The 23,540-nt window shown below is 66.0% G+C and carries 22 protein-coding genes; 13 read left to right on the plus strand and 9 right to left on the minus strand.

Features of this window, described 5'->3' with window-relative positions:
- The 4 genes from ureG (at position 1) to QWJ37_RS10530 (ending at position 3,855) form a co-directional block, all read left to right on the plus strand.
- Complete coding sequence (ureG, locus tag QWJ37_RS10515; protein ID WP_227902231.1) at positions 1-633, plus strand: urease accessory protein UreG; 633 nt, start codon at positions 1-3, stop codon at positions 631-633.
- 74 nt (positions 634-707) lie between these two features.
- A complete protein-coding gene (locus QWJ37_RS10520) occupies positions 708-1,718 on the plus strand; it encodes an urease accessory protein UreD (protein WP_290245240.1) in 1,011 nt (336 codons plus the stop codon).
- 14 nt (positions 1,719-1,732) lie between these two features.
- Complete coding sequence (locus QWJ37_RS10525; protein WP_227928024.1) at positions 1,733-2,926, plus strand: HoxN/HupN/NixA family nickel/cobalt transporter; 1,194 nt, start codon at positions 1,733-1,735, stop codon at positions 2,924-2,926.
- Positions 2,923-3,855 (plus strand): urea transporter, encoded by a 933-nt coding sequence (locus QWJ37_RS10530; protein WP_290245241.1) that lies wholly within the window; start codon positions 2,923-2,925, stop codon positions 3,853-3,855. Before QWJ37_RS10525 ends, QWJ37_RS10530 begins: the two co-directional genes overlap by 4 nt.
- A gap of 39 nt (positions 3,856-3,894) precedes the next feature.
- Here QWJ37_RS10530 and crcB read toward each other — a convergent pair whose 3' ends face one another.
- From crcB to QWJ37_RS10550, 4 genes are all read right to left on the minus strand, one after another.
- Positions 3,895-4,272, minus strand: a complete 378-nt coding sequence (gene crcB / locus QWJ37_RS10535) for a fluoride efflux transporter CrcB (RefSeq protein WP_227902235.1) — start codon at positions 4,270-4,272, stop codon at positions 3,895-3,897.
- On the minus strand, positions 4,269-4,721 hold the full coding sequence (locus tag QWJ37_RS10540) for a CrcB family protein (protein WP_227902236.1): 453 nt from the start codon (positions 4,719-4,721) through the stop codon (positions 4,269-4,271). The genes crcB and QWJ37_RS10540 overlap by 4 nt, the downstream gene beginning before the upstream one ends.
- A 256-nt stretch (positions 4,722-4,977) precedes the next feature.
- Complete coding sequence (locus QWJ37_RS10545) at positions 4,978-8,544, minus strand: S41 family peptidase (protein WP_290245242.1); 3,567 nt, start codon at positions 8,542-8,544, stop codon at positions 4,978-4,980.
- A 9-nt stretch (positions 8,545-8,553) separates the two neighbouring features.
- Positions 8,554-10,524: a protein kinase gene (locus QWJ37_RS10550; protein ID WP_290245243.1), complete on the minus strand. Its 1,971-nt coding sequence runs from the start codon at positions 10,522-10,524 to the stop codon at positions 8,554-8,556.
- 123 nt (positions 10,525-10,647) lie between these two features.
- Between QWJ37_RS10550 and lipB the strand changes: the two genes are divergently transcribed.
- The 3 genes from lipB (at position 10,648) to QWJ37_RS10565 (ending at position 13,305) form a co-directional block, all read left to right on the plus strand.
- A complete protein-coding gene (lipB, locus tag QWJ37_RS10555; protein ID WP_227928029.1) occupies positions 10,648-11,376 on the plus strand; it encodes a lipoyl(octanoyl) transferase LipB in 729 nt (242 codons plus the stop codon).
- On the plus strand, positions 11,373-12,377 hold the full coding sequence (lipA, locus tag QWJ37_RS10560; protein WP_227928030.1) for a lipoyl synthase: 1,005 nt from the start codon (positions 11,373-11,375) through the stop codon (positions 12,375-12,377). Before lipB ends, lipA begins: the two co-directional genes overlap by 4 nt.
- A gap of 175 nt (positions 12,378-12,552) precedes the next feature.
- Entirely contained in the window at positions 12,553-13,305 is a 753-nt protein-coding gene (locus QWJ37_RS10565) for a DUF4191 domain-containing protein (protein WP_227902241.1), read from the plus strand.
- On the opposite strand, the gene QWJ37_RS10570 is transcribed toward QWJ37_RS10565, so the two are convergent.
- Together QWJ37_RS10570 and QWJ37_RS10575 are read right to left on the minus strand one after the other, a co-directional pair.
- Positions 13,302-14,408 carry an NAD-dependent epimerase/dehydratase family protein gene (locus tag QWJ37_RS10570; protein WP_290245244.1) on the minus strand — a complete coding sequence of 369 codons (1,107 nt, stop codon included), beginning with the start codon at positions 14,406-14,408 and terminating at the stop codon, positions 13,302-13,304. The genes QWJ37_RS10565 and QWJ37_RS10570 overlap by 4 nt on opposite strands.
- Positions 14,409-14,445: 37 nt before the next feature.
- Positions 14,446-14,886, minus strand: coding sequence for an RDD family protein (locus QWJ37_RS10575; protein ID WP_227902243.1), 441 nt, complete (start codon positions 14,884-14,886; stop codon positions 14,446-14,448).
- A 248-nt stretch (positions 14,887-15,134) separates the two neighbouring features.
- Between QWJ37_RS10575 and glnA the strand changes: the two genes are divergently transcribed.
- The gene (gene glnA / locus QWJ37_RS10580) at positions 15,135-16,559 is read left to right on the plus strand and encodes a type I glutamate--ammonia ligase (protein ID WP_227902244.1); all 1,425 of its coding nucleotides are present in this window, start codon (positions 15,135-15,137) and stop codon (positions 16,557-16,559) included.
- A gap of 95 nt (positions 16,560-16,654) precedes the next feature.
- Here glnA and QWJ37_RS10585 read toward each other — a convergent pair whose 3' ends face one another.
- Positions 16,655-17,308 carry a hypothetical protein gene (locus tag QWJ37_RS10585; RefSeq protein WP_290245245.1) on the minus strand — a complete coding sequence of 218 codons (654 nt, stop codon included), beginning with the start codon at positions 17,306-17,308 and terminating at the stop codon, positions 16,655-16,657.
- A gap of 135 nt (positions 17,309-17,443) precedes the next feature.
- Positions 17,444-17,572: a hypothetical protein gene (locus QWJ37_RS10590; RefSeq protein WP_269437478.1), complete on the minus strand. Its 129-nt coding sequence runs from the start codon at positions 17,570-17,572 to the stop codon at positions 17,444-17,446.
- 319 nt (positions 17,573-17,891) lie between these two features.
- Here QWJ37_RS10590 and QWJ37_RS10595 point away from each other — a divergent pair, with 319 nt between their 5' ends.
- Positions 17,892-18,572, plus strand: a complete 681-nt coding sequence (locus QWJ37_RS10595; RefSeq protein ID WP_290245246.1) for an alpha/beta family hydrolase — start codon at positions 17,892-17,894, stop codon at positions 18,570-18,572.
- On the opposite strand, the gene QWJ37_RS10600 is transcribed toward QWJ37_RS10595, so the two are convergent.
- Positions 18,547-19,098 carry a dihydrofolate reductase family protein gene (locus QWJ37_RS10600; protein WP_290245247.1) on the minus strand — a complete coding sequence of 184 codons (552 nt, stop codon included), beginning with the start codon at positions 19,096-19,098 and terminating at the stop codon, positions 18,547-18,549. The genes QWJ37_RS10595 and QWJ37_RS10600 overlap by 26 nt on opposite strands.
- Positions 19,099-19,236: 138 nt before the next feature.
- Between QWJ37_RS10600 and QWJ37_RS10605 the strand changes: the two genes are divergently transcribed.
- From QWJ37_RS10605 to QWJ37_RS10620, 4 genes are all read left to right on the plus strand, one after another.
- A complete protein-coding gene (locus tag QWJ37_RS10605) occupies positions 19,237-20,163 on the plus strand; it encodes an alpha/beta hydrolase (RefSeq protein WP_290245298.1) in 927 nt (308 codons plus the stop codon).
- 224 nt (positions 20,164-20,387) lie between these two features.
- Positions 20,388-21,467, plus strand: a complete 1,080-nt coding sequence (gene fepB, locus QWJ37_RS10610) for a Fe2+-enterobactin ABC transporter substrate-binding protein (RefSeq protein WP_290245248.1) — start codon at positions 20,388-20,390, stop codon at positions 21,465-21,467.
- A gap of 12 nt (positions 21,468-21,479) precedes the next feature.
- Positions 21,480-22,487: an iron ABC transporter permease gene (locus QWJ37_RS10615; RefSeq protein WP_290245249.1), complete on the plus strand. Its 1,008-nt coding sequence runs from the start codon at positions 21,480-21,482 to the stop codon at positions 22,485-22,487.
- On the plus strand, positions 22,484-23,533 hold the full coding sequence (locus QWJ37_RS10620; RefSeq protein ID WP_290245250.1) for an iron chelate uptake ABC transporter family permease subunit: 1,050 nt from the start codon (positions 22,484-22,486) through the stop codon (positions 23,531-23,533). Before QWJ37_RS10615 ends, QWJ37_RS10620 begins: the two co-directional genes overlap by 4 nt.
- The last annotated feature ends 7 nt before the right edge of the window (positions 23,534-23,540 follow it).

Consider the following 23,540-nt stretch of genomic DNA (forward strand, 5'->3'; position numbering starts at 1 on the left):
ATGAGCGAGAACGTGTTGAGAATCGGCATTGGCGGTCCCGTTGGCAGCGGCAAAACGGCACTGACGGAGGCGCTGGTACCGCTGCTGATCGAGGCCGGCCGCACCCCCGGCGTGATCACCAATGACATCTACACCCAGGAGGATGCCCACCACGTCCGAAGGGAGCTGGCAGGCATTCTCGACCCCGAGCGCGTCATGGGCGTTGAGACCGGGTCCTGCCCGCATACGGCGGTGCGCGATGACCCGACCATGAACCTGGCCGTCGGGGCGGAAATGCTGGAACGGTTTCCTGAGATCGACACGCTGATATATGAGTCGGGCGGCGACAACCTGACCCTGACCTTCTCACCGGCGCTGGCCGATGTGTTTGTCTTCGTGCTGGATACCGCCGAGGGCGAGAAAATGCCCCGCAAGCGGGGTCCCGGCATCACGGACAGCGACATCCTGGTCATTAACAAAATCGACATCGCCCAGTATGTCCGCACCGATCTGGACGTAATGGAGTCCGATGCCCACCGGGTGCGCGAGGACAGGCCGGTAGTACTGACGAACTCGCTGACGGGGCTCGGAGTGGACGAACTTCACCGGGAAATCATGTCCCAGTGGGGCGCCAGAACCGAGCTGATCGGATGAGGCTGAAGACAACAGACCCTGAAAGTACTGCGGAGCCCGCAGGGATCGGTGCCGGAGCAGGCCGGCTTGCCGGCGTGAGCGACCTGTCCCGGCCGGCGGTTCAGCAGACCGGTGGCCGGGTGCCGAGCACTGGCGGCTACCGCCTTGAGCCCGCATTCTATGAACCGGAGCGGGTGCCGCCCGAGGTTCTGCAGCAGTCCCGGGTCTGGCGGGGCCTGCCGGTTGGCAGCCCGGGCAAGGTGGGCATCCTGCAACTTGGATTCGACCGCAACCGGGGCCGTACCGAACTGGTACAGCACTACCAAAAATCACCGCTGCAGATCATGCATCCCCTGTACTTTAATGAGTTGCGCCCGGACATGGCGTACACCTACCTGATGTCCTCCGGCGGCGGCATCCTGCACGGAGACCGGTTGCGTACCGATTTGCGCTTCGGTCCGGGCACCGCGGCGCACGTGACCACTCAGACCCAGACCAGGGTATACCGCATGGAGCACGACTACGCTTCCGCGATTGTGAACATCACCGTCGAAGAAGGTGCCTACGCGGAGTACCTGCCCGAGCCCGTGGTGCCCTTTGCCGATTCACGCTTCTACCAGCAGACATCGGCGGTGGTGGACGAGTCGGCCACACTGTTGCTCGGCGAGACCCTGTACGCCGGCAGGCTCGCCCGCGGCGAACGGCATGCCTACGATGTGTACGCCTCGGATCTGGAGGTGCGGCGGCCGGACGGCCGCCTGGTCGCCCTGGACCGGTTGCGGCTCATCCCCGGCAAGGGTGCAGACGGTGCAGAATCCGGGGTGAACGGGCTCGGCGTGCTTGCCGGACACGATGTGCTTTCCATGCTCTACGTCATCACACCAGACGTCCCTGTTGTCCTGCTCGCAGACACACTGCACCGGGCCGTTGAAGAGAGCGGAGGTGACCTGATCTTCGGCGTGAGCACGCTACCCGGCGATACGGGCGTGTGGATGCGCCTGGTGGGAAACGACACCGTGGCCGTAGCAGCTGCGGGGACAGCCGCGGCCGCCGCCGTTCACGAACTGCTGACCGGGCTGCGGGCCTCCGTCATTCGAAAAAGCTAGAAAGGGGTCTGACAGTGCCTAACAACATACAGGAGCAGGCAGCGAAGTCGGGGCGCTCCTACCGGGCGCAGGTGGTGCTCGCCTTCATTCCGGTTGCGCTGCTGCATATTGTGGGTTTCGGGCTGTTTTTCTTCCTGGTTGAGCCATTGCACCTGCAGCTGGGCACCTCTGTATTCGGAGTCGGCATAGCCGTGGTGGCCTATGTGCTGGGTGTGCGGCACGCCTTCGATGCCGATCACATTGCCGCTATCGACAACACCACCCGCAAGCTCGTCGATCTGCGCAAACCGGCCGCCGGCGTCGGCCTGTTCTTCTCGCTTGGGCACTCCACCATCGTTTTCCTCATGGCGGCGCTGCTGGCACTTGGAGTGAGCTGGGCGGTGGGCCTCAGCGACGACGGCAACGGTGTGCGGAACGGCCTCGGCGTGTTCGGGACGGTGGTCTCCGGCGTCTTCCTGCTCCTGATCGGGCTCATCAACGCCGTCGCGTTCATGGGAATCCTCAAGGTTTGGCGGGCCTCGCGCAACGGTGACCTGGATGAGCTGGAACTGGAGCGGCATCTGCAGGGCCGCGGTTTCATCAGCCGTCTCATCCGGCCAATGCTGCGGTCAATCGACCGGCCCGGAAAGATGTACGCCGTCGGCTTTCTGTTCGGGCTCGGCTTCGATACCGCCAGTGAGATCGCCCTGCTGGTGCTGGCCGGAACAGGGGCAGCGACGGGGCTGCCCTGGTACGCGATCCTCTGCCTGCCCCTGATCTTCGCGGCCGGTATGAGTTTGTTCGACACGCTCGATTCCGCCGTCATGGTGAAAGCCTACGGATGGGCGAGCGTCAATGCGGTGCGCAAGCTGTACTACAACCTCACCATCACCGGGCTCTCGGTAATGATTGCCGTCATGATTGGCGGCATTGAGCTGGTCGGGCTGCTGAACGAGAAGCTCGGCCTGCGCGATCCGCTCACCGGATGGGTCGCCGCCATCGACCTGGAAAACGTGGGCTACATTGTGGTGGCCACGCTGATACTTGTCTGGCTGATCTCCACCGCTTACTGGCGGTTCGGACATGTGGAGGAGCGCTGGGCGCTTGCGAACGGGACGGCCGGCTCCGGGAGCGGGGCTGCCGCGCCGGGCGGACCACAACCCGGGGCAGAGCCGCTGCCCGGGAAGGAGACGCCACCCGATGACGCCACCGGAAAGAGGCTGACGTGAGCACCGCGGGGGCGGCGACACCGGGCCCGGCCATCTCGGGCACGGAGTGGCTGAGGGGCTGGGGACAGGGACTGTCGCAGATCTTCTTCCAGAGCAATATCTACACTGCCCTGTTATTCCTGGCCGCCTTTGCCGTGGCTGACTGGCGGATGGCAGTCCTCGTGCTGATTGGGTGCGCAGGAAACATGGTGGGAGGGCGCCTGCTCAAAGCCGATTCCCCGTCGGTCGTATCCGGTATGGAGGGCTTTTGCGGCGCCCTTGTCGGAGCCGCCACCTTCTCCATCATGGGCGGGGCCCAGTGGGCGGCGTATCCCATCGCGCTCGTCGGCGGCATACTTTGCGCCCCGGTGACCTGGCTGGTGGTTGCCCTGTTCACCAAGACACCGCTGAGGGTGTTCTCCCTGCCGTCCACGACAGCCCCGTTCTGCATCGTGGCGACGGCCATCCTGGTCAGCACGGAGGCACTGCACCTGCCTTCGGCGCCGTCGGCCACCATTGACTCCGAGCCGCTGGCCTTCGCCCGCTCTCTTCTGACGAACGTCTCCGAAGTGGTGCTGATCAACAACGTCTGGTCAGGCGCCCTCATCCTGCTGGGGTTGTTCGTGGCGGGCTGGAAAGTGGGACTGGCCGGGCTGCTCGGCAGCGTAGTGGGAAGCCTGTGCGCGCTGGCGATGGGTGAAGCCCTTACCGAGACGGCCAACGGGCTGGCGGGCTACTCGGGTGTCCTCACCGCCATAGCCCTCGCCGTCGTCTTCCTCCGCAGCAGCGCTGTTTCGTGGGTGCTCGCCGTGATCGGAACGGTGGTGACTGCCGTGGTAACGGTGATCATGCACGATCTGAACGCTCCCACCTACACGTGGCCTTATATCCTCACCACCTGGGTTTTCCTGGTGATCGCCCATTACATTCCGGCTGCCAAGCGTCCCTGACCGGACCTTGCGGCCGAGGGCACCTACGGCCCGTGGAATCTACATCGAGGCGCCGATCCAGAGGCCGATCACTGCGGCGGCGACGGACAGTACCAGCATGACAATGCCGCTGATGAAGGACGCCCCGTAGCGGCCCTGCTTGATCAGCTGCACCGTCTCGTAGCTGGCGGTGCTGAAGGTGGTGTAGCCGCCGAGGAACCCGGTGCCGATCACGATGCTCAGATCCGTGGACACAAAGCGCTCGATGGTGAGTCCCGTGAGCAGCCCGAGAACGAGCGAACCGGAGACATTGATGATCGTGGTAGCCCACGCAAACTCGGTTTTCATATGGGCACGGATGTATCCGTCCACAATGAACCGGACCGTGGCGCCTACTCCGCCGGCCAATGCCAGCAGCAGGAAAATCCCCGGGGTCATGAGCCCTCCTCCTGTTCGTGCCGGCGGCCGGAGCCGCGGGCATTGATGGTGCCGGCGGCGATACCGGCCCAGGTGGCACAGGCACCGATGAGCACCGTGCCGAGGGCATAAACGATCGCTATCCAGGGCAGACCGTCACGGAAGAGCACGGCCGTGTCAGTGGCCAGCGAACTGTACGTTGTAAAGCCGCCGCAGAAGCCCGTGCCCAGGAGCAGCTTCAGGTTCTTGCCGGTTGGGCGGGAACTGTCGAGCCGCGTCACCGCCTCGTACAGGTAACCGAGCAGAAACGCGCCGACCACGTTGATCAGCGGGATGGCCACCGGCACCGAACCGAGATTCGGGATGGCCAGCGAGAGCCCTTCGCGGCTCGCAGCGCCCGCTGCGCCGCCGACGGCGACCAGCCCGATCGCCGCCCAGCGCAGGTATGCCGGGCGGGTGCCGGCATTCATTCCACGCTCCAGGGGTTTGCGCCGCCGGCAACACAACGTGCTGCGAGCTGATGATTTTGCGGGGAATCCGGGTGAGTGCCCATCTTTGTGAGATTACTCCTGCCCGGTTGCACCGACAACGCATGCGAAGCCCCTGCCCCGGCTGAGTGCCGGAACGATGGAAACGCCCGGTAACGCGCAGACGTGGCTGGAGCCGGACCGGTGTTCCCAGTCCGGCTCCAGCCGTAATTATTGACGGGCGTGTGCGGCCTCGGCCCTAGTGTCGGTTGTCCTTCACGTCCGTGCCGGCGGAAACCGGTGCCGGGATGGACAGGTCACCGTTCTCCTGCCGGGACCCGGCCTGGCCATCCTGCGGGCGGGGAGGCAGCGGTGCCGGCTGCAGAGTCGGGTAGCCCGTGAGCGCGGGCGGCTCGTCCGTAGGCAGTTCCGAGAGCATTTCCCGGAGGATGCCCACACCGTGTTCCAGCTGGGGATCCTCGCCGGCTACGTAGGCGTGCGGAGGGAACGTCACCTCAATGTCCGGCTCGACACCGCGGTTCTCAACACCCCAGCCCACCCCGCCGGTGAACCAGTAGGCGTACCGCGGCTGGTTGACGGTGGTGCCGTCCACCAGATTGAACCGACCGTCAATGCCGACGACGCCGCCCCAAGTGCGGGTGCCGATCACCGGGCCGATACCGCGCAGTTTGGAGACCTGCGTGATGATGTCACCGTCCGAGCCGGCGAACTCGTCAGTCAGGATGACCACCGGTCCGCGGGGCGCGTGGGCCGGGTAGGGGCTGGGCTGGCCGCCGCGGGGCATGTCCCAGGCCGTAACCTTGCGGCCTATCAGTTCGGCAACGAGCTGGGAGGTGTGGCCGCCGCGGTTCCTGCGGACATCCACCACCAGCGCCTGCCGGGATGCCTCCTGGTCCAGGTCGCGGTGCAGCTGCGACCAGCCATTGGCCACCATGTCGGGTATGTGCAGGTAACCGAACGCTCCGTTGGAGGCCTCCCGCACAATCCGCCGGTTGGCGTGCACCCAGTTCTGGTAGCGGAGCCGTTCCTCGCTGCGCAGAGGCACGACGGCGATGCGGCGCTGGGAGGGGGCTCCGGCGTCGTCGGCAGAGACTATGGTCAGCTCCACCGTTCGCCCGGCTGCACCGGTCAGAAGTGCCGCAGGACCTTCGCGGGGCGGGACGGGTACACCATCGATGGCGGCAATGACGTCACCGGGGTGAACGTCGGCCCCCGGGGCGCTGAGTGGCGAGGTGGCCTGCGGGTCCGAAGATTCGGCGCCCAGGATCCGAACCACTTCCCAACCGCCGGCTCCCGGCCGCAGATCCGCACCCAGGAAACCCTGTCCGCCGGCACCCTGCTCCGTGACCGGAACCGGGGTGACATACGCGTGGGAGGTACCGAGCTCTCCGTGCATCTCCCAGAGCAGGTCCACGAGGTCATCGTGGCTGCCGAGGTTGTCTACCAGGGGCCGGTAGCGGGCATGCACGCCTTCCCAGTCCAGGCCGCCCATGTCCGGGGCCCAGAAGAAGTCGCGCTGCAACCGCCAGGCCTCGTCGAAGGCCTGGCCCCAGACCTTGACCGGATCAATGCGTACGCGGATGCGGTCCAGATCCACACGGATGTTTTCCGCGGAATCCTCCTCCACCCGGGAAGCGGCGGGAACTACCCGGACACCGCCTTCGTGGCGTAAAACCACCTTGCTGCCGTCGCCGCTGACCTCGTAGCCTTCGAGGGCCGGCACCAGGACGGACAGATCCTTGGTCAGCAGGTCGAACCGCTCCAGCCGGGCGGCCGGATCCCGGTCGGTCGCTGTGGCCCGGCCATCGCCGGTGACGCCGTAGATGTCATTTGCCTGCCAGAGCAGGGCCGAATCGGCGGCCCGGAGTTTGGTGTAGCGGCCCTGCGGCACCGGAACGGCGATGATCCGGTCCCCGATCCGCTCGGCATCCACCTGCACGTCAGGGACTGTTTTCTTCGACGTTCCGCCCTCCGCTGCTTCTGCGGCCACGGGAACCGAACCGCCGGAGACCGACGGGCCGAATGGTGACGGCGTGCCCGCCGCCAGCGCCACCAGGAAGGGCTTGGTGGAGGAAGGGAAGCTCAGATCGAAGCGGTGCGTGTCATAGACGGGGTCGAAGCTGCGCTCCGAGAGGAATGCCAGGTAGCGGCCGTCCCGGGTGAAGGAGGGATCGTGATCGGCGAAACGGCCATCCGTAACGTCGATGACCGGTGCGGAGGCGTCGACGGCGGAGCGCAGGCGGATCCTGGTCCGGCCCTCCCCCGTGGTCGGTTCCGCCCAGGCAAGCCACTGCGAGTCCGGTGAGAACGCCAGCTGGTCCACTGCACCGAATTCGGATGCGGCAACCGGGCTCAGTTGCGCGGTGGAGGTTTCAAGGATGAACACTTCCCCGTATTCCGTGGCCACCCCTACGCGCTGTCCGTCCGGGCTCGGAACCAGTTCGCTCACGCGGGTGGGCCGGTCGAATCCGATGCGTACGGTGCCGCTTTCCGTGGCGGGAACAGCCGGAGATGCTCCGGCAGCGGTGTCCTGCGCTTCGGTCTGAGCTGCGGGTACTGCAGCGCGGTCCTGCGGTCCCCGGGATCCGTGGGTGGTGGTGCTGGAGGCAGAGACGGGGCTGGGAAGGACCAGCCCGGTGTCCGCAGCCTGCTCGTTCGCCGGGCTGCCGGCGGGCAGCCCGGCGTCCCGGGCGGAGCCGCCGGAAGCGGTGTCCACATCGGCAAAGACCTTCCGGATGTAGATTGCTTCCTCGCCCTGGCTGTCCGAGACGAAGACGGCGTGGGTCTCTCCCAGCGGACGGCCCAGGCGGGCACGCACGGCGGAGTCTGCCTCGATGACGCGGGAGGGGCCGTCGCGGTGTGTCAACCAGTGCAGGGTGCCGTGGGTTTCCACCACGCTCGCGGTCCCGGTGGCATCCGGGACGGCTGCGGCCAGGTGCCTGGCAACGTTGAGCGGTCGGGGGCGCCGCGCGGTACCGGCGGACCCAAGCGAAATCTCCAGCGGCTGCGCATCAGCGTCCAGTGATGCCAGGAGCCAGATGCGTCCTGCGGATTCAAAGACAATCCGGGTGCCGTCCGACGAGGCGTGCCGGACGTAGAAGCCTTCAAAATCAGTGTGGCGGCGCAGATCGGTGCCCTGGGGGGTGACCGAATACAGGTTTCCGTAACCCTCATGGTCGGAGAGGAAAACGACTCTCCCGTCAATCCACATGGGGTCGGACAGGTTGCCGTCAAGCTCGGGGACGAGCCGGACGAATTCGCCGTTGCCGTCCGCGTCGATCCACAGCTTTCCGGCAGTGCCGCCCCGGTAGCGCTTCCACCAGGCCTGTTCGCGGGTCAGCATGCTGCCGATCACCATTGGGCGTTCGTCGCCGACTGCGGGGCCTTCGGCGATGGTTTCCACCGGCCCGTAGGGCAGTTTGACCGGGGCGGTGCCGTCGAGCGGGACGGTGTAGGCCCACCGGAGCCGGTTGTCTTCCTGCTCCACGGAACTGGTGGCGATAACGTCTCCGGCTGAGTTGAAGCCCTTGAGCCGCGTGCTTTGGCTGCCCCAGAAGGTCAGCTGACGGAAATCCCCGCCCTGGACATCTGCCGTGACAATCTCCGGAGCACCGCCCTGGACCACCTGCCAGGCCAGCCGGGTGCCGTCCGGTGAAAACTTGGGGCTGCGTGCCGGCAGTTGCATCGAGGAGATACGCCAGGCCCGGCCGCCGGATACAGGTGCCATCCACACGTCGTCTTCAGCCACGAAGGTGACAAGGTCGCCGTGCAGATCGGGGTAACGAAGGTAAGCAGTTGGACTCATGGAACGATCCTATCTTTCGGTACCGGCTTCCCCGTGTAGGACCATGCCTTCGCCCGCTGCGAGAATCCGGCTGATTTTCCATGCTCCGTCGCTGCGCAGCAACACCAGCTGTACCTGTTGCTGCTGCCCGTCGGCCTGATGCACCACGCTGCCTTCCGCGTCCACCTGTTCGTAGGCGGAGACCTCCAGCCGTACAGTGAGCCCGGCCGTCTCCCCGGGGGCGTCCCCTGTTGCCGCCCGTTGCCCGTCCCCGCCGTCCGCCGTGGCCAGGACCGCCGCCTGCATGTCCAGTCCGCGGAGGGTATGGCCGTCACGTGCAAGCCGGCTGATCTGCTGCTGGTCCTCCCGCAGGGCCTGGGACCCCGGGGCATTAACGAGGTGCAGCAGCTCGGGATCGGCTGTGGCGAACGCCCGAGCCCGCAGTTCTGCGAGCGCGGGCAGGGCCTGTGCCGGGTCCGGAACGGAAGCCTCCGCCAGCAGGGTTTCCACCGGCTGGGCCTGTTTCACCGGGCCGCCCGTTCCGGGAGCCTCTCCGGGCGGTGGCGTCAGCTGCCCGGAACCGGCAGGCGGTTCGCCAGCCGCCGGGCGGAGCACCTCGGGAGCAGCAAGGGCGACGCCGGCGAGCACCAGTACCGCAAGCACCAGCGCGGTGGCGGCGGCGGGCCACAGCGTACTGCGGCCACCGCGGCGCCGCCGCCGTGGCCGCCTGTCCCCCTCAGTACCCGCAGGGCTGCGTCCATCGCCCGCCGTTCCCGGCCGGTTCCGGCTCCGCCTGCCGAACCGTTCAGCTCCCGACCCGCCCGGCTCGGCGGCAGTCCGCCTCCGGTCCCGGGCGGGTGCTCCCGCGTTCCTCCCCCTCCTCCCGGCATCCCATCCTGACCTCCCGGCCCTGCGCCGGCGGATACCCGTACCGCCCCGGTCCGCCCCGCGGCTGCCGGCGCGCCTGTTCGTGCCGGCCCGTCTCAGGCCGAACCTGCGTCTTTCCTGCCCGGTTGCCGAGCGGGTCCGCCGGGTCAGCAGTTCCGGCAGGACCTCCGGGTGCACTGATGCCGCCAGATCCACAGGCAGGGCCGGCGTGCTGCGGTAGGCCGCTGCGGCAAATTCGTCTGCGGACGGCCGCTGGTCCGGTTCCTCGTGGAGTCCCGCTTCCAGCAGGGCCGGCAGCAACCTCCCCACACCGGGCACCAGGATGGACAGCGGCGGGCGTTCCCGGAACGGCGGCGGAGCCTTTCCGGTGAGGAGGAACCAGCCCACGGCCGAGAGCGCAAAAATATCCCCCGCGGTGCCCAGCCTTGCGCCCCGGTTTCCGGTGTTCTCCGGCGGCTCATAGCCAGGGGTGCCGAGCCGTTCCTCCCCCGGTGCCCCCAACAGCCGTGCCTGCCCGAAATCCCCCAGCAGCGGTTTGCCGTCGGCGGCGAAAAGGATGTTGCCCGGTGAAATGTCTCCGTGGGCTGCTCCCCGTGCGTGCAGGTAGCCAAGCGCAGCGGCCAGGCCAACAAGTATGCTCACTGCCTCGCCGGGAGCCACCGGGCCCCGGGCGGCCACGAGTGCCGCGACGCTGCCTCCCGGCGCATAGGTGCTGAGCAACCCGGCCCCCCGGTCCGTTTCCGCAACTGCGTGCAGCTGCAGCAGGTTCGGGTGCTCCAGACGCGCCAGGACGTTCGCTTCCCTCCGAAGCTCAAAGGCATTCGGCGGCCGGTCTCCTGCGCCCCGGACAACCTTGAGCGCAAACGGCTCTCCGGCGTCATTGCGAACCAGCCAGACTGCCCCGCTGCCGCCCACCCCCAGCAACCGGACTGCGGTATAGCCCGGCAGCACCGGCGCCGGTCCGGCCGCCTCCCGGGCGTCCTGTTCCGCACCCCGGGCTGCGGTGTTTCGCACTCCGGCGTCACCCGCTCCGGCGTTCCCCGCACCGGTGTCCCCCATACCGATGTTCCCTGCCCCGGTGCCCTCTGCTGCGGTTTCCGCTCTGTTCTCCATGGCACCCCAGTCTGGAACGCCATTGTCCTGCAGGACCGGTTATCCACAAGGTAGTCGGCACCCCGCCGGACGGCCTGTCAGAGTGTGGTCCACATTACGTCGCAGGGGGATTAGGCTAGCCCCATGGCTTTGGAGTTCACCCGCGTAGGCCTGGCTCCGCACTACGTGGATTATTTGGCAGGCTGGGACCTCCAGCGGCAGCTTCACCGGGCAGTTCTTGAGGACAATGCACCCAACAGAGTCCTGCTCCTGGAGCATCATCCGGTGTACACGGCAGGACGCCGCACCGAGCCGCATGAGCGTCCCTTCGACGGGACACCCGTGGTCAATGTCGACCGCGGCGGAAAGCTCACGTGGCACGGGCCGGGACAGCTGGTGGGCTACCCCATCCTCAAGCTGGCTGATCCGGCCCACATCAGGGCTTATGTAGACGCACTGGAGGCTGCAGTGATCGCTGTACTGCGCGACTACGGGCTGGCCGGAACCCGCATCGAGGGGCGCTCCGGCGTCTGGCTCCCAGGGGACGGGCAGCCGTTCGGCGTCCCGGACCGGAAGATAGCCGCCGTGGGCATCCGGGTGGACCACGGAGTCACCATGCACGGCTTCTCACTGAACTGCAGCAACGACCTCGCCCCCTACAGCCAGATCATCGCCTGCGGGATTACCGACGCCGGCACCACCTCCATCAGCGCAGAGACCGGCCGGACGGTTACGCCGGCCGACGTCGTCGCCCGGGTGGAGGAAGAGCTCACCGCCCGGGAAGCAGACCTGACCGGCACCACCACCGTGAAAATCACCCCCGGCTCCGGCGCCATCCCTGCCGCCAGCCGGCCGAAAGGAGCCCTGCTGTGACCCTCGCCCCTGAAGGACGACGCCTGCTGCGCATCGAACAGCGCAATGCAGCCGTTCCCGTGGAACGCAAGCCTGAGTGGATCAAGGCCAAAGTGAACATGGGGCCTGAGTTCGTGGAGCTGAAAAAGCAGGTGAAGAAAGAAGGCCTGCACACGGTCTGCGAAGAGGCCGGCTGCCCCAACATCTTTGAATGCTGGGAAGACCGCGAAGCCACGTTCCTGATTGGCGGCTCGGAGTGCACGCGGCGGTGCGACTTCTGCCAGATCGACACCGGCAAGCCGTCCCCGCTTGACCGGCTGGAACCCACCAAGGTGGCCCGTTCGGTCCAGCAGATGAACCTGCGCTACGCCACCGTCACCGGCGTGGCCCGCGACGACCTTGAGGATGAGGGTGTCTGGCTCTACGCCGAGACCATCAGGAAGATCCATGAGCTGAACCCCGGCACCGGCGTCGAAATCCTCATTCCCGATTTTTCCGGGAAGGTTGAGCACATTATCGACATCTGCGAAGCGCAGCCCGAGGTTTTCGCGCACAACGTGGAAACGGTTCCCCGCCTGTTTAAGCGGATCCGGCCTGCCTTCCGGTACGAGCGCTCACTTGATGTCATCACCCAGGGACAGAACATGGGCATGGTCACCAAGTCCAACCTGATCCTCGGTATGGGTGAGACACGTGAAGAGGTGTCCGGTGCACTGAAGGACCTGCGCGACGCCGGCTGCGACCTGCTCACCATCACGCAGTACCTGCGGCCCAGCGAACGGCACCTGCCGGTTGACCGGTGGGTCAAGCCGCAGGAGTTCGTGGACATCAGCACCGAGGCCGAGGAACTGGGTTTCCTGGGGGTGATGAGCGGGCCCCTGGTCCGTTCCTCCTACCGTGCCGGCCGTCTGTGGGCCACAGCCATGCGCCGCAAGGGCCGGGAACTGCCTCCGCAGTTGGCGCACATCGAGGATTCCGGCAGTACGCTGCAGGAAGCCTCGTCCATCCTCGCCCGCGGCTGATCCCTTCCGGCAGCAGCCGGCAGCCCTGAACGGGCCGGGCGTCCCGGCATGCCCCATGCCCGCAGTCCCCCAGTCCCTCAGTCCCCCAGTCCCTCAGTCCCGCACGCGAACGGGCGCCGTCACAACCGGAGCGCCTTCCTCACCGCACGCCCGCATCACGTAGAATTGACTCACTATGGCCAAAAGCACTGATCCCGACGCACCCCAGAGCGCCCGCAAGGGTCTCTTCTCCCGCAAGCCGAAGGGGGAAAAGAAGCCCAAAAAGCAAGGGCGCCTAAAGCAGATCGCCGAAGTCTTCAGGATGACGCGGCGGAATGATCCGAACGTCGTCTGGCTGATGGTGGGCGCGTTCTTCGGCATCATTGCCGTGGGGCTGCTGATCGGCCTGCTGATTGACAACTGGATCACCATGCTGATCGTTGCCATCCCGATCGGCCTGCTGGCAGCCATGTTCATTCTCTCCCGCCGTGCTGAGCGGGCCGCTTTCTCGCAGATCGAAGGCCAGCCCGGGGCATCCGGCGCCGCCCTGAGCGTGCTGCGCCGCGGCTGGATCCTGGAGGAACAGCCGGTTGCCGTGAATCCGCGCACCCAGGAAGCCGTGTTCCGCGCCATCGGCCGTCCCGGCATCATCCTGGTGACCGAAGGAGCCCCCGCACGTGCCCGGGCACTGGCCGACGGCGAACGCCGCCGGATGAACCGCATTGCCCCCAAGGTTCCGGTCCACATCATCCAGACCGGCCGCGGCGAGGGCCAGGTTCCGCTGGCGAAGGTAGCCACCACGGCAAAGAAACTCCCCAAGGAACTGACCAAGCAGGAAGTTGCCGCGGTCAATAAGCGCCTGTCCGCACTGGGCACCCGGCTGCCGATCCCCAAGGGCATTGACCCGTACCGCGCCCGTCCGGACCGCAAGGCCACCCGCGGACGTTAGCCGTTTTCTGCATAAGGGCTCCTTTCGAGGGGCCCTTTTGTTTTGCCCTGCTTTGTTTTTCCCTTTGTGTCAGCCAGCGCGGCCGCCTCATCGAGCCGGCCCAGCAACTCCTGCTCTTCCTCGCGGGTGAGGCCGGCACCGCGGGGACGGTCGACGCCGGCCGCTTCCTCCCAGGCGAGTGTGTCGGCCAGGGTTTCGGCCAGGGGGCGCAGGCTAAGACCCGCCTGCGCCGCGCGCAGGTTCGACCGCGCATTCATCCCGTGCCACTGCGGGTCAGCCAGCCATAGCGGCAGCGAGCGGGGTCCGGACCATTCATGAACCCCCTGTCCAAGGAGCCATGCTTCCTGCGCCGGCACGGACGCCGCCGCCTCGTTCCCTGCTGCGGCCTCCTGTGCAACGGCGGCGGCCGTTTCAAGATGGCGCCCGAGCGGCATCTGTTCCCCGCCTGCGTTGAAGACCCCCGGCTTTTGTTCTCGGGCCAGCTCCACCAGCCATTGGGCGAGGTCGCGGACGTCGATGAGCTGCGTGGGCTGTGTGCCGGCGTCGGGTACCAGGACCCTGCCGCCGGCGTCGGCTGGATGCGCGAAGCGCAGCGGCCAGTATCCGCTGCGGCCGGATGTGTCACCGGGGCCTCCAATCAGCCCGGACCGCACGATCGCCCGGTTCGATACGCCGAACCCGGAGGTTACCGCCTGCTCGCAGGCCACCTTCGCCGGGCCGTAGCTCTCCATGGTTTCCATGATGTCGGACGCAAGCGGTGCCAGCAGCGAAGCGTCTTCATCCTGCCCGTGCCCGCTTTGTCCGGCATAGACGTTGCCGGTGGAGACAAACAGGTAGAAATCACTCACCGCGGACAGATCCCGGACGGCCCGCCGGACCTGCCCGGGCTGGCGGGACACATCGATCACCGCATCCCAGTGTTCGGTGGCCAGCCCCGCCAGGCCGTCGTCGGCATCCCGGTCCGTTTGATGGAACCTGATGCCCGACGGCGGGGTCCCCGATGTGCCGCGCGCAGCGCACGTCACCAGGTGTCCCCCGGCGGCAGCCGCCTGCGCAGTGTGGTATCCCAGCCAGGCGGTACCGCCAAGAATAAGCAGCTTCATGCCCCGAGCCTGCCCGAAAGGGCAGGGAAAGCAAACCCTAGTATTTAACCTTCACCAGGACCGTGCCCATGGCGCGGTCGTGCAGGCCGCGCTGGTCGGCGTCGAACACAACAGGCGGAATCACCAGGCACAACAGCACTGCGCGCACAATGGCAGCGGGAATACCGGCCGGCAGCCCGTTCATTTTCTGTACCTGCAGGCTGAAGACGCGATGCCCGATGCTGTAGCCAAGGATTCCGATCATCACGATCTGCTCGGCCGCGAAGACGGCCAGGATCGCAAAGTCATCGCCGCCGAACAGCCAGTAGGCAATCAGCGAGGCAACGGCCCAGTCGATGAGCAGCGCGCCCAGGCGCGGGCCAACCCGCGCTATCGAACCGGGGCCCGTTTTGGGCCGGCCGAGGCGCTTGCCGGGCCAGGTGCTCTCATCGGAGGGAGGGCCTTCCAGCCAGGAACCTAAATCGCTTCTATCGACCACCCTTAAAGACTACCCGGACCTGCAGAAGGGAAATAAACCCCCCATTATCACCACCCTTAGTGGTTGCGGATAGGGTAGGAGAGAGACCATCGACTGCGTAACGTGCCGGAAACACACGTGTCACCGCCGGGAAACCGGGCCCGGTTAGGGTCAAGGTGTCGCGCCGGACGGACGCGAGACCCGGCTCCAGCCGGGTCGGGGCAGCCCGAGGTCTTCCACCCAAACAGTTGTATAGGAGCACAGAAACGATGTTCAAGAACGCGGACGAGGTCCTCAAGTTCATCGCTGACGAGCAAGTGAAGTTCGTCGACATCCGATTCACCGACGTTCCCGGAGTGCAGCAGCACTTCAACGTGCCGGCCAAAACCGTCGATGCCGATTTCTTCGTCAACGGTCAGCTGTTCGACGGCTCATCCATCCGCGGCTTCCAGGGCATCGCCGAGTCCGACATGCAGCTGATCCCGGACGTCACCACGGCGTTCATCGATCCCTTCCGCATGGAGAAGACGCTGGCGCTTAACTTCTCCATCGTGAACCCCCGCACCGGCGAGCCGTACCACCGCGATCCCCGCGGCGTGGCCGAGCGTGCCGAGGCATACCTGGCCTCCACCGGCATCGCCGACACGGCCTTCTTCGGCTCCGAGGCCGAGTTCTACATCTTCGACAACGTCCAGTACGAGTCCTCCCCCAAGGGAAGCTTCTACAAGGTGGACTCGATCGAAGCCCCGTGGAACAGCGGCCGCGAGGAAGAGGGCGGCAACCTGGGCAACAAGACCCCGTACAAGGGCGGCTACTTCCCCGTGGCGCCGGTGGACAAGCAGGCTGACCTGCGCGACGCCATCAGCGTTGAGCTGGACAATGTGGGCCTCGAAGTTGAGCGCGCCCACCACGAGGTCGGCGGCGCCGGCCAGGCCGAGATCAACTACAAGTTCACCACCCTGACCCACGCTGCGGATGACCTGCAGAAGTTCAAGTACATCGTGAAGAACGTTGCCGACGCCTGGGGCAAGTCCGCCACCTTTATGCCGAAACCGATCTTCGGTGACAACGGTTCGGGCATGCACTGCCACCAGTCGCTGTGGAACGGGGGCGAGCCGCTGTTCTATGACGAGAAGGGCTACGCCGGCCTTTCGGACCTGGCCCGCTGGTACATTGGCGGCCTGCTCAAGCACGCCTCCGCCGTGCTGGCCTTCACCAACCCGACGGTGAACTCCTACCGCCGCCTGGTCAAGGGCTTCGAGGCTCCGGTGAACATGGTCTACTCGCAGGGCAACCGCTCGGCTGCCATCCGCATTCCGATCACCGGTTCCAACCCGAAGGCCAAGCGCCTCGAATTCCGTGCACCGGATCCCTCCTCCAACCCGTACCTGGCGTTCTCCGCCCAGCTGATGGCCGGCCTGGACGGCATCAAGAACCGCATTGAGCCTGCCGACCCGATCGACAAGGACCTTTACGAGCTGCCGCCCGAAGAGGCACAGCACATCCAGAAGGCTCCGGGCTCCCTCGAAGAGGCTCTCGTTGCCCTGGAAAACGACAACGAGTTCCTCCAGGCAGGCGGCGTGTTCACCCAGGACATGATCGACAGCTGGATCGCGTACAAGCGCGAGTTCGAAATCCTGCCGCTGGCCATGCGCCCGAACCCGTTCGAGTTCGAGCTCTACTACGGCGTCTAGGCCCTTACGGCTTCCAGGACCTCACCGGCAGGGCCGCACCTTCTTTCTGAAGGTGCGGCCCTGCCGCCGTCCGGATGCGTTGGCGAGTCCGGCACCTACAGTGTCACGCCGTCGGGCAGCTCCGGCGCATCGAACTTCTGCCGTTCACATTCGGCTTTCAGCTGCGGGTAGGTGTCTGCAATCAGGTCCAGGATCCGGTTACGGACCACCAGATAGGCCTCACCGACGCCCACCACGCCTTTAAACTCCTTCAGTTCCTCTTCGTAGGAGGTCTGCTGGTGGCGGAGGTAGTTCACAGTGAGCCGGTTCAGCCGCGACGGTGCGGTCGAGAGGCCGGCCGGTGACTGTTTGCCGCGCAGCCGGCCGTTGAAGTGGGCTATCGCCTTCTGCAGGACGGTGTCCCACGGCTCGGGAGTAATTCGCAGGTCCAGGGATTCGGCGACGGCGACGGCCGCCTTCTTCTTCACCAGGGCACGTTCGCGGGCCGCCAGCTGCCGGTTCCGGGAAGCTTCGCGGGCCCTGCGGTACTCCGGCGTCGCCTCGATGGCTTCCACCCGCTCGAGGGAATACAGCTTCATGGGCGCGGCCTTGCGGGAGAACGGATTACGGGCGGTTTTGTCCGGTTCCGGCAGGAAGGTCTTGATCTGCCCGTCGGTCCAGCCGCGTTCCTTCTTCAGGTCATTGGCAATAAGCACGCCCTCGCTGTTGGCGGGCTTGGGGCGCGGCGGATGGTGTTTGCCTCTGGGCACGGTGCTCCTGCGGAAATTGAAATGATGGGTTCTCCATTCTATGGAGGCGGTACAGCGCCCGCCCAACCCGCCCCGGACGCAAAAACGCCGCCATTCCCTCGAACGGGAACGACGGCGGAGACTTTCTTTTCGCTGCTAGGCGTTGGCTTCGGCGACAACCGGGCCAGGGGCCGGTGCTGCGTTCAGCATCGCGATTTCGGCTGCTGATACTCCCCCGGCAACCAGCGCACATCCTGCAGCGATAGCAGCGATCTGTGCGGTCAATCGTGAGTTGGTGGTTCTGGTACGCGTTACAGCGACGTGCTTCAACATATAGCTGGTGCTCCCTTCAAGAGGCATGGAGGAACTCCGGGCACACCGAAAGTCGGTGGGTTCCAAGGTGGTATGGCTTCAGTGCCGGAGTGATCATTCGGTTCGTCGCCCGAGGCGGACCGCGGGGATCAGGAGAGACTGCGCTTCAAACTCGCGCCGGCATCAGGTGATTTACATGCCTGGCCTTCAGATCCTGTCCACTTCCCAGTCTAAGGCGATCAGCGGATGCCCTCAAGGAGCGGCCCCCCGATACTGCAGTATGTTTGAACACATGCCCGTTACGTCCGAACAGCTGTCCCTTCGCGTCGGTGAGGCAACGGTCTCCGCAGAGTTCTCACGCCCCGCCGAGCCTGCCGCCGTCGTCGTGGTGGCGCACGGAGCGGGCACCGGCATGGAGCATCCGTTCCTGACCGGGTTTTCGGATGCCCTGAACCATGCCGGCCTGGCGACCCTGCGGTTCAACTTTCCCTACCGGGAGGCCGGCCGGAAGTTCCCGGACAAGGCACCGGTTGCTGTTGAGACGTGGAGAACAGCCATGGAGGCTGCGCTGACCCGCAGCGGGGATACGCCGGTGTGCGCCTGTGGGAAATCGTTCGGCGGTCGGATGGCTTCCATGGCCGTTGCCGATGGCATGCCGGCGGCCGGACTGGTGTACCTGGGCTATCCGCTGCATCCCCCGGGCAAACCGGAAAAGCTGCGGGATGCACACCTGTACGGAATCACCGTGCCCATGCTGTTCCTGCAGGGCACCCGCGATCCGTTTGCACTGCCGGGTGAACTGGAACCAATAGCCGGCCGGATCGGGACGAATGCGCGTATTCAGTACGTCGACGGCGGGAACCATTCCTTTGAAGTCCGGGGGCAGAAGCGTCCGGCAGAGGTGATCGGTGCAGCGCTGGCGGACCCGGCGGCTCAATTCGTCCTCCTCAGTCCGAACGCAGGCCGTAGGTAAGCAGGGCATTGCCGGAGGACGTGACCTGGGAGTTTTTCAGCTCCAGCCGGGTGGTGGGGTCTTCGGGCCGGAAGAGCCGCTGCCCGCTGCCGGCGACCACGGGATGCACCATCAGGGTGAGCTCATCCAGCAGGCCGGCAAAAAGCAGTTGCCGGACAACCGAGATGCTGCCCTGGACCCCGATGGTGCCGCCTTCGGTGGTGCGGAGGTCTGCGACAAAATCCTCCAGATCCCCGTCGATCAGGGAAGAGTTCTCCCATTCCAGCGGTCCCTCGAGGGTGCGGGAAGCCACGTATTTGCGGACGGGATTGATGAACAGTCCGAACTCGTCGTCGTGCGCCGGGTCCGGCCAGTAATCGGCCCACTGCTCGTAGGTGGAGCGGCCCATCAGCACCGTATCCATGCCGGAGAGCGCCGCTTCCATGGCCGGGCCCATCTCCTCGTCGAAGTGGTCGAACTGCCAAAGGTTCGGTGATTCCACGACGCCGTCAACCGAACTGAAAAGTGCTGAGGTTACCTTGCGCATGCCAACAGGTTCCGGGGTCCGGCCAGCCCTGTCAACGGGTGCGGAGGTGCCCCGGTGTGCCGCGCGCAGATCACCGGAATACCCGCATAGTCTTCGGTCAGGTTTTCCGTTGCGAGGGAGGGTGTCCAATTGGCGAGTGTGCCCATGCGGCTTCTGGTCCCCTATCTGCGGCTGACCCGGAAACCCCTGACCGCAACGGTGCGGCGTGCGCGGCAGCGGCTCGCCGCAGATAAGCACCCGGCGCCTCCTCCGCGTCGGCTGCGGGGCAGGTACGGAGTTCAGGAACGCACGGTCAACGGTTTCACCTGCTGGTCCGTGTTTCCGCGGACCCCGCGGCCCTCCCCCGCACCGGTGGTGATGTATCTGCACGGCGGGGCCTACACCAGCCCGATCACCGGCTGGCACTGGCGTTTTATCGCCCGTCTTGCCGCCGCTGGGTACCGCGTGGAGGTGCCGCTGTACGGTTTGGCGCCGAAGTTTAACCACCGGGATGCGACGCCGTTCCTTACTGCCGTGTACCGCAAAATCCTGTCAGAGTGCCCGCCGGGTGCGGTGGCCTTTATGGGTGATTCCTCCGGGGGCGGACTGGCCCTGGCCTTTGCGCAACAACTGGCCGGCCTGTCCCTCCCGCCGCCGGGCCGGCTGGTGCTGCTCTCTCCCTGGGTGGACCTGGCCATGCAGAACCCGGAACTTGCGGAAGTGGAAGCGCGTGATCCCTGGCTGAGCCGAACCGGGCTTCGGGTGTCCGCGGAGGCGTGGGCCGCCGGCGACCCTCTGAATGATCCCCGGGTTAGTCCGCTGAACGGCAGCTTCTCCGGACTGCCGGCCACTGAGCTGTTTTCCGGCACCAGCGATCTGCCGTACCCGGACATCCTGCGCCTCGAGAAGGCAATGCTGGCGGGCGGGTGCCGGGTAAACCTGCATATAGCGGAGGGCGGCGTCCACGTGTATCCGCTGCTTCCGGTTCCGGAGGGCCGGGCTGCCCGGAACCGGATCCTGGCGGTACTCGGCCGTGCGCGGCGCACCTGTCTGCGTAGCGAATCTCCGGACGAGGAGCATCGATAAAGGGTGTACGGCAGAACGCTTGGCATTAGGACACAGTAATGTTGCGTAATTAGGGCGCACTTAGGTTACGCTAACTGTTGTTGCGGCGAGCACTCCCGCAACTCCAGCCACTTCTGCCTAGCATCCGGACCGCACCAGCACGGAAACGCCGGCTCCTCACGGAACGGCTGCTTTCACCGCGAGCAGCGTAGCGCCCCGGACGGGCAGCCCACCTAGGAGTCATTTTGAGCTTCGCCCTGCCCAAAACAGGTCTTCCCACCCCGCTTGCGAAACGCCGCAACCATAACTCCTCCGGGTCCATCCCGCGGCGAACATTCACTAGGGGCATTGCCCTTGCCGCTTCGGCTGCTCTTTCCCTTTCCCTGGCTGCCTGCACCACCGCTGCCGAATCGGAGACCCCGCTGGAGGGCACCGGCGCCTCGGGTGAGTGGCCTCGCACCGTCACCCACGAGGCGGGCGAAACAACCATCGATGCGATGCCGGAGAGGATCGTTTCCACCACCCTGTCCGTCACCGGCACACTGTTGGCCATCGACGCCCCGGTAACGGCGACGGCCTTTACCCCCGCCCAGGGCGGCACCGCGGATGAAAACGGCTTCTTTACCCAATGGGCCGACGTCGCCGTCCAGCGCAACGTGGAGCCCCTGTACCCGGTTGGTGAATTTGACCTGGAAGCGGTTATTGCCCAGGAACCGGACCTGATTGTTGTCTCGACGTCCGGCAATGACTCCGTGCTGGACCAATATGAGACCCTCAGCGGCATTGCCCCCACCGTTGTGGTGAACTACGGTGACCAATCCTGGCAGGACCTGGCCGAAGAGCTGGGCGAAGCAACGGGACACGAACAGGATGCAGCGGACGTCGTCGAAGAGTTCGATGCGAAGGTGGCTGAAACTGCTGAAACCCTACGCATTGAAGAGGGCGCCACCGCCTCGATTGTCAGCTACAACCCTGGCAGGCCGTCCCCGGTTGGGAAAACCATCGGCCCGCACGCCCAGCTGCTGCAGACACTGGGCTTCAGCATCGCCGAACCCGATGAACAGTACGACACCTCGGTCCAGAAGCGCGAGGATTTCTCTTTCAGCTCCTATGAGGGCCTGGCCGAGTCCGTGACCGGCAGCTACACCTTCCTCATCAGCGCAGACGAGAAGAAGGTTGACGCATTCACGGCCGATCCCACACTGGCCAACGTCCCCGCAGTCGTTAACAACAAGGTGTATCCCCTGGGCTTGGCCTCATTCCGCCTGGACTACTACAGCTCTACTGAAATCGTGGACTGGTTCGGGGAGACTTTCGGTAAGTAAACCACCACAACCATGCAGCACAAACACCGTCAGGGGCAGGGCTGGGCCGTAGGACTGGTCCTGCTCCTGTTCCTCACTTTCGCCAGCCTGACCATGGGGAGCCGCCCTATTCCGCTCCCCGATACCTGGGCAGCCATGGCCCGCTTTGATCCGAGCCAAAACACCCACCTGCTGGTGCGGGAACTGCGCCTCCCGCGCACCCTGCTGGCCGTCGCAGTGGGTGCTGCCCTCGGCTTGGCAGGGGCACTGATGCAGGCACTAACGAGGAACCCGCTGGCCGAACCTGGCATTCTGGGAGTCAACGCGGGCGCGGCATTCGCCGTCGCAACCGGTCTGACTATGTTCTCGGCTACCAGCCCCCAGGAGTACATGTTCTTCGGTTTCACCGGAGCGGCTGCCACCTCCCTCGTGGTCTACCTGCTGGGCAGGGCGCACGACGCCGGCACCAACCCCGTCCGCCTGGTCCTAGCCGGTGCGGGACTGTCGGTTATGCTCGGCGCCGCTACATCGATCCTCCTGCTGTCTGGCAGCGAGGAAACCTACAGTTCCTACGCCAACTGGGCCACCGGTTCGCTGCAGGGCCGCGGGTATGACGTGCTGCCCTGGGTTCTGGGCGCGGGCGCTGCCGCAGCGGCCATGGCGCTGCCGTCCGCCCGCAGCTTGGACTCCCTGTCCCTGGGTGCAGACCTGGGCCGGAGCCTGGGCGTGCGCGTGCGCACCACCTGGATCATCGGGACCGCTGCCATCCTCTTACTCGCGGGCGCCGCCACAGCCGCAGCGGGACCTATCGGCTTCCTGGGTCTGGCTGCACCCCACACCGCTCGGCTGATCGTGGGACCCGCCCATCGCCGACTCCTGCCCTTTTCCATGCTGCTGGGGGCGGTCCTGCTGCTCTGTGCGGATGTGCTGGGCCGGCTCGTGGCCGCCCCGGACGAAATCGGTGCCGGTGTGATGAGCGCACTGGTGGGCGCACCGTTCTTTATCGCCCTCGCCCGGCGGCGGAAGCTGGCGAGGCTGTGAGGGGAACCAAAAGCACGGCACTGGCGGTGAAAAGCCGCCGTTGGCAGCGCAGGGCATTGGGCCGCAGCCGCACGGCAGCCGTCGGCACGCTGCTGGCCTTCACGGCCACCATGCTGGGTGTCGCGGCCATGCAGACCGGGAGCATTTCACTGCCGTTCAGTGATGTGCTTGCTGCAGTTTTTGGCCTCAGTGAGGAGCCGCGGACCACCGCGGTGGTGCACCGTATCCGCTTGCCCCGGGCGGTGACGGCCCTGGCTGTGGGCGCCTGTCTTGGCGCAGCCGGTGCCGTTTTCCAATCCGTATCCCGCAACGCCCTGGGATCACCGGACATCATCGGCTTCACCACCGGCGCGGCTACCGGTGCGGTGGCCCAGATCATCCTGTTCGACGCCGGCGCTGCCGCCACTGCACTGTGGGCAGTGGGAGGTGGCCTGCTCGCTGCGGCACTGGTCTACTTATTGTCCCTGCAGGGCGGACTAACCGGCGGGTACCGGCTGGTCCTGATCGGCATAGGTGTAGGCGCCGTGCTCTCGGCGCTGAACTCGGTCCTTCTGGCCAAGGGAGATGCGGACCTTGCGGCCCAGGCACACCTGTGGCTGTCCGGATCCCTTGCCGCACGGACCTGGGAACACGCCGTACCGGTCCTGTGCGCATTGGTCCTGCTGCTGCCGGTCCTGCTCGTCCTGGGACGGTCGCTCACCCTGATGGAAATGGGTGACGACGCTGCCCGCGCCTTGGGCGTCCGTGTGGAACAGACGCGGATTACGTCGATGGCTGCGGCCGTCGGCCTGACCGCCGTGGCGACGGCCGCCGTCGGCCCCCTTGCTTTTGTGGCGCTGGCCGCACCGCAGCTTGCCGCAAGGCTGACCCGCTCCCCCGCCATTCCGATTGGCACAGGGGCCCTGATGGGTGCAGTGCTCGTGACCGGCGCTGATCTGCTGTCGCAGCAGCTGCCAGTCCGCGCAGCGCTGCCAATCGGCCTGATGACCGGTCTGGTGGGCGGCGTCTACCTGCTCTGGCTCCTGACCCGCAGCAGGCAGGTCTGACTATGCG

The sequence above is a fragment of the Arthrobacter sp. YD2 genome, from assembly GCF_030410475.1.
GTDB lineage: Bacteria > Actinomycetota > Actinomycetes > Actinomycetales > Micrococcaceae > Arthrobacter_B > Arthrobacter_B zhangbolii.

Excerpts from the sequence above, each read along its gene's own strand:
- ureG (WP_227902231.1), top strand. The coding sequence starts at position 1 with ATGAGCGAGAACGTGTTGAGAATCGGCATTGGCGGTCCCGTTGGCAGC.
- crcB (WP_227902235.1), bottom strand. The coding sequence starts at position 4,272 with ATGACCCCGGGGATTTTCCTGCTGCTGGCATTGGCCGGCGGAGTAGGC.
- QWJ37_RS10540 (WP_227902236.1), bottom strand. The coding sequence starts at position 4,721 with ATGAATGCCGGCACCCGCCCGGCATACCTGCGCTGGGCGGCGATCGGG.
- QWJ37_RS10545 (WP_290245242.1), bottom strand. The coding sequence starts at position 8,544 with ATGAGTCCAACTGCTTACCTTCGTTACCCCGATCTGCACGGCGACCTT.
- QWJ37_RS10550 (WP_290245243.1), bottom strand. The coding sequence starts at position 10,524 with ATGGAGAACAGAGCGGAAACCGCAGCAGAGGGCACCGGGGCAGGGAAC.
- lipB (WP_227928029.1), top strand. The coding sequence starts at position 10,648 with ATGGCTTTGGAGTTCACCCGCGTAGGCCTGGCTCCGCACTACGTGGAT.
- QWJ37_RS10565 (WP_227902241.1), top strand. The coding sequence starts at position 12,553 with ATGGCCAAAAGCACTGATCCCGACGCACCCCAGAGCGCCCGCAAGGGT.
- QWJ37_RS10570 (WP_290245244.1), bottom strand. The coding sequence starts at position 14,408 with ATGAAGCTGCTTATTCTTGGCGGTACCGCCTGGCTGGGATACCACACT.
- glnA (WP_227902244.1), top strand. The coding sequence starts at position 15,135 with ATGTTCAAGAACGCGGACGAGGTCCTCAAGTTCATCGCTGACGAGCAA.
- QWJ37_RS10595 (WP_290245246.1), top strand. The coding sequence starts at position 17,892 with ATGCCCGTTACGTCCGAACAGCTGTCCCTTCGCGTCGGTGAGGCAACG.
- QWJ37_RS10600 (WP_290245247.1), bottom strand. The coding sequence starts at position 19,098 with ATGCGCAAGGTAACCTCAGCACTTTTCAGTTCGGTTGACGGCGTCGTG.
- QWJ37_RS10615 (WP_290245249.1), top strand. The coding sequence starts at position 21,480 with ATGCAGCACAAACACCGTCAGGGGCAGGGCTGGGCCGTAGGACTGGTC.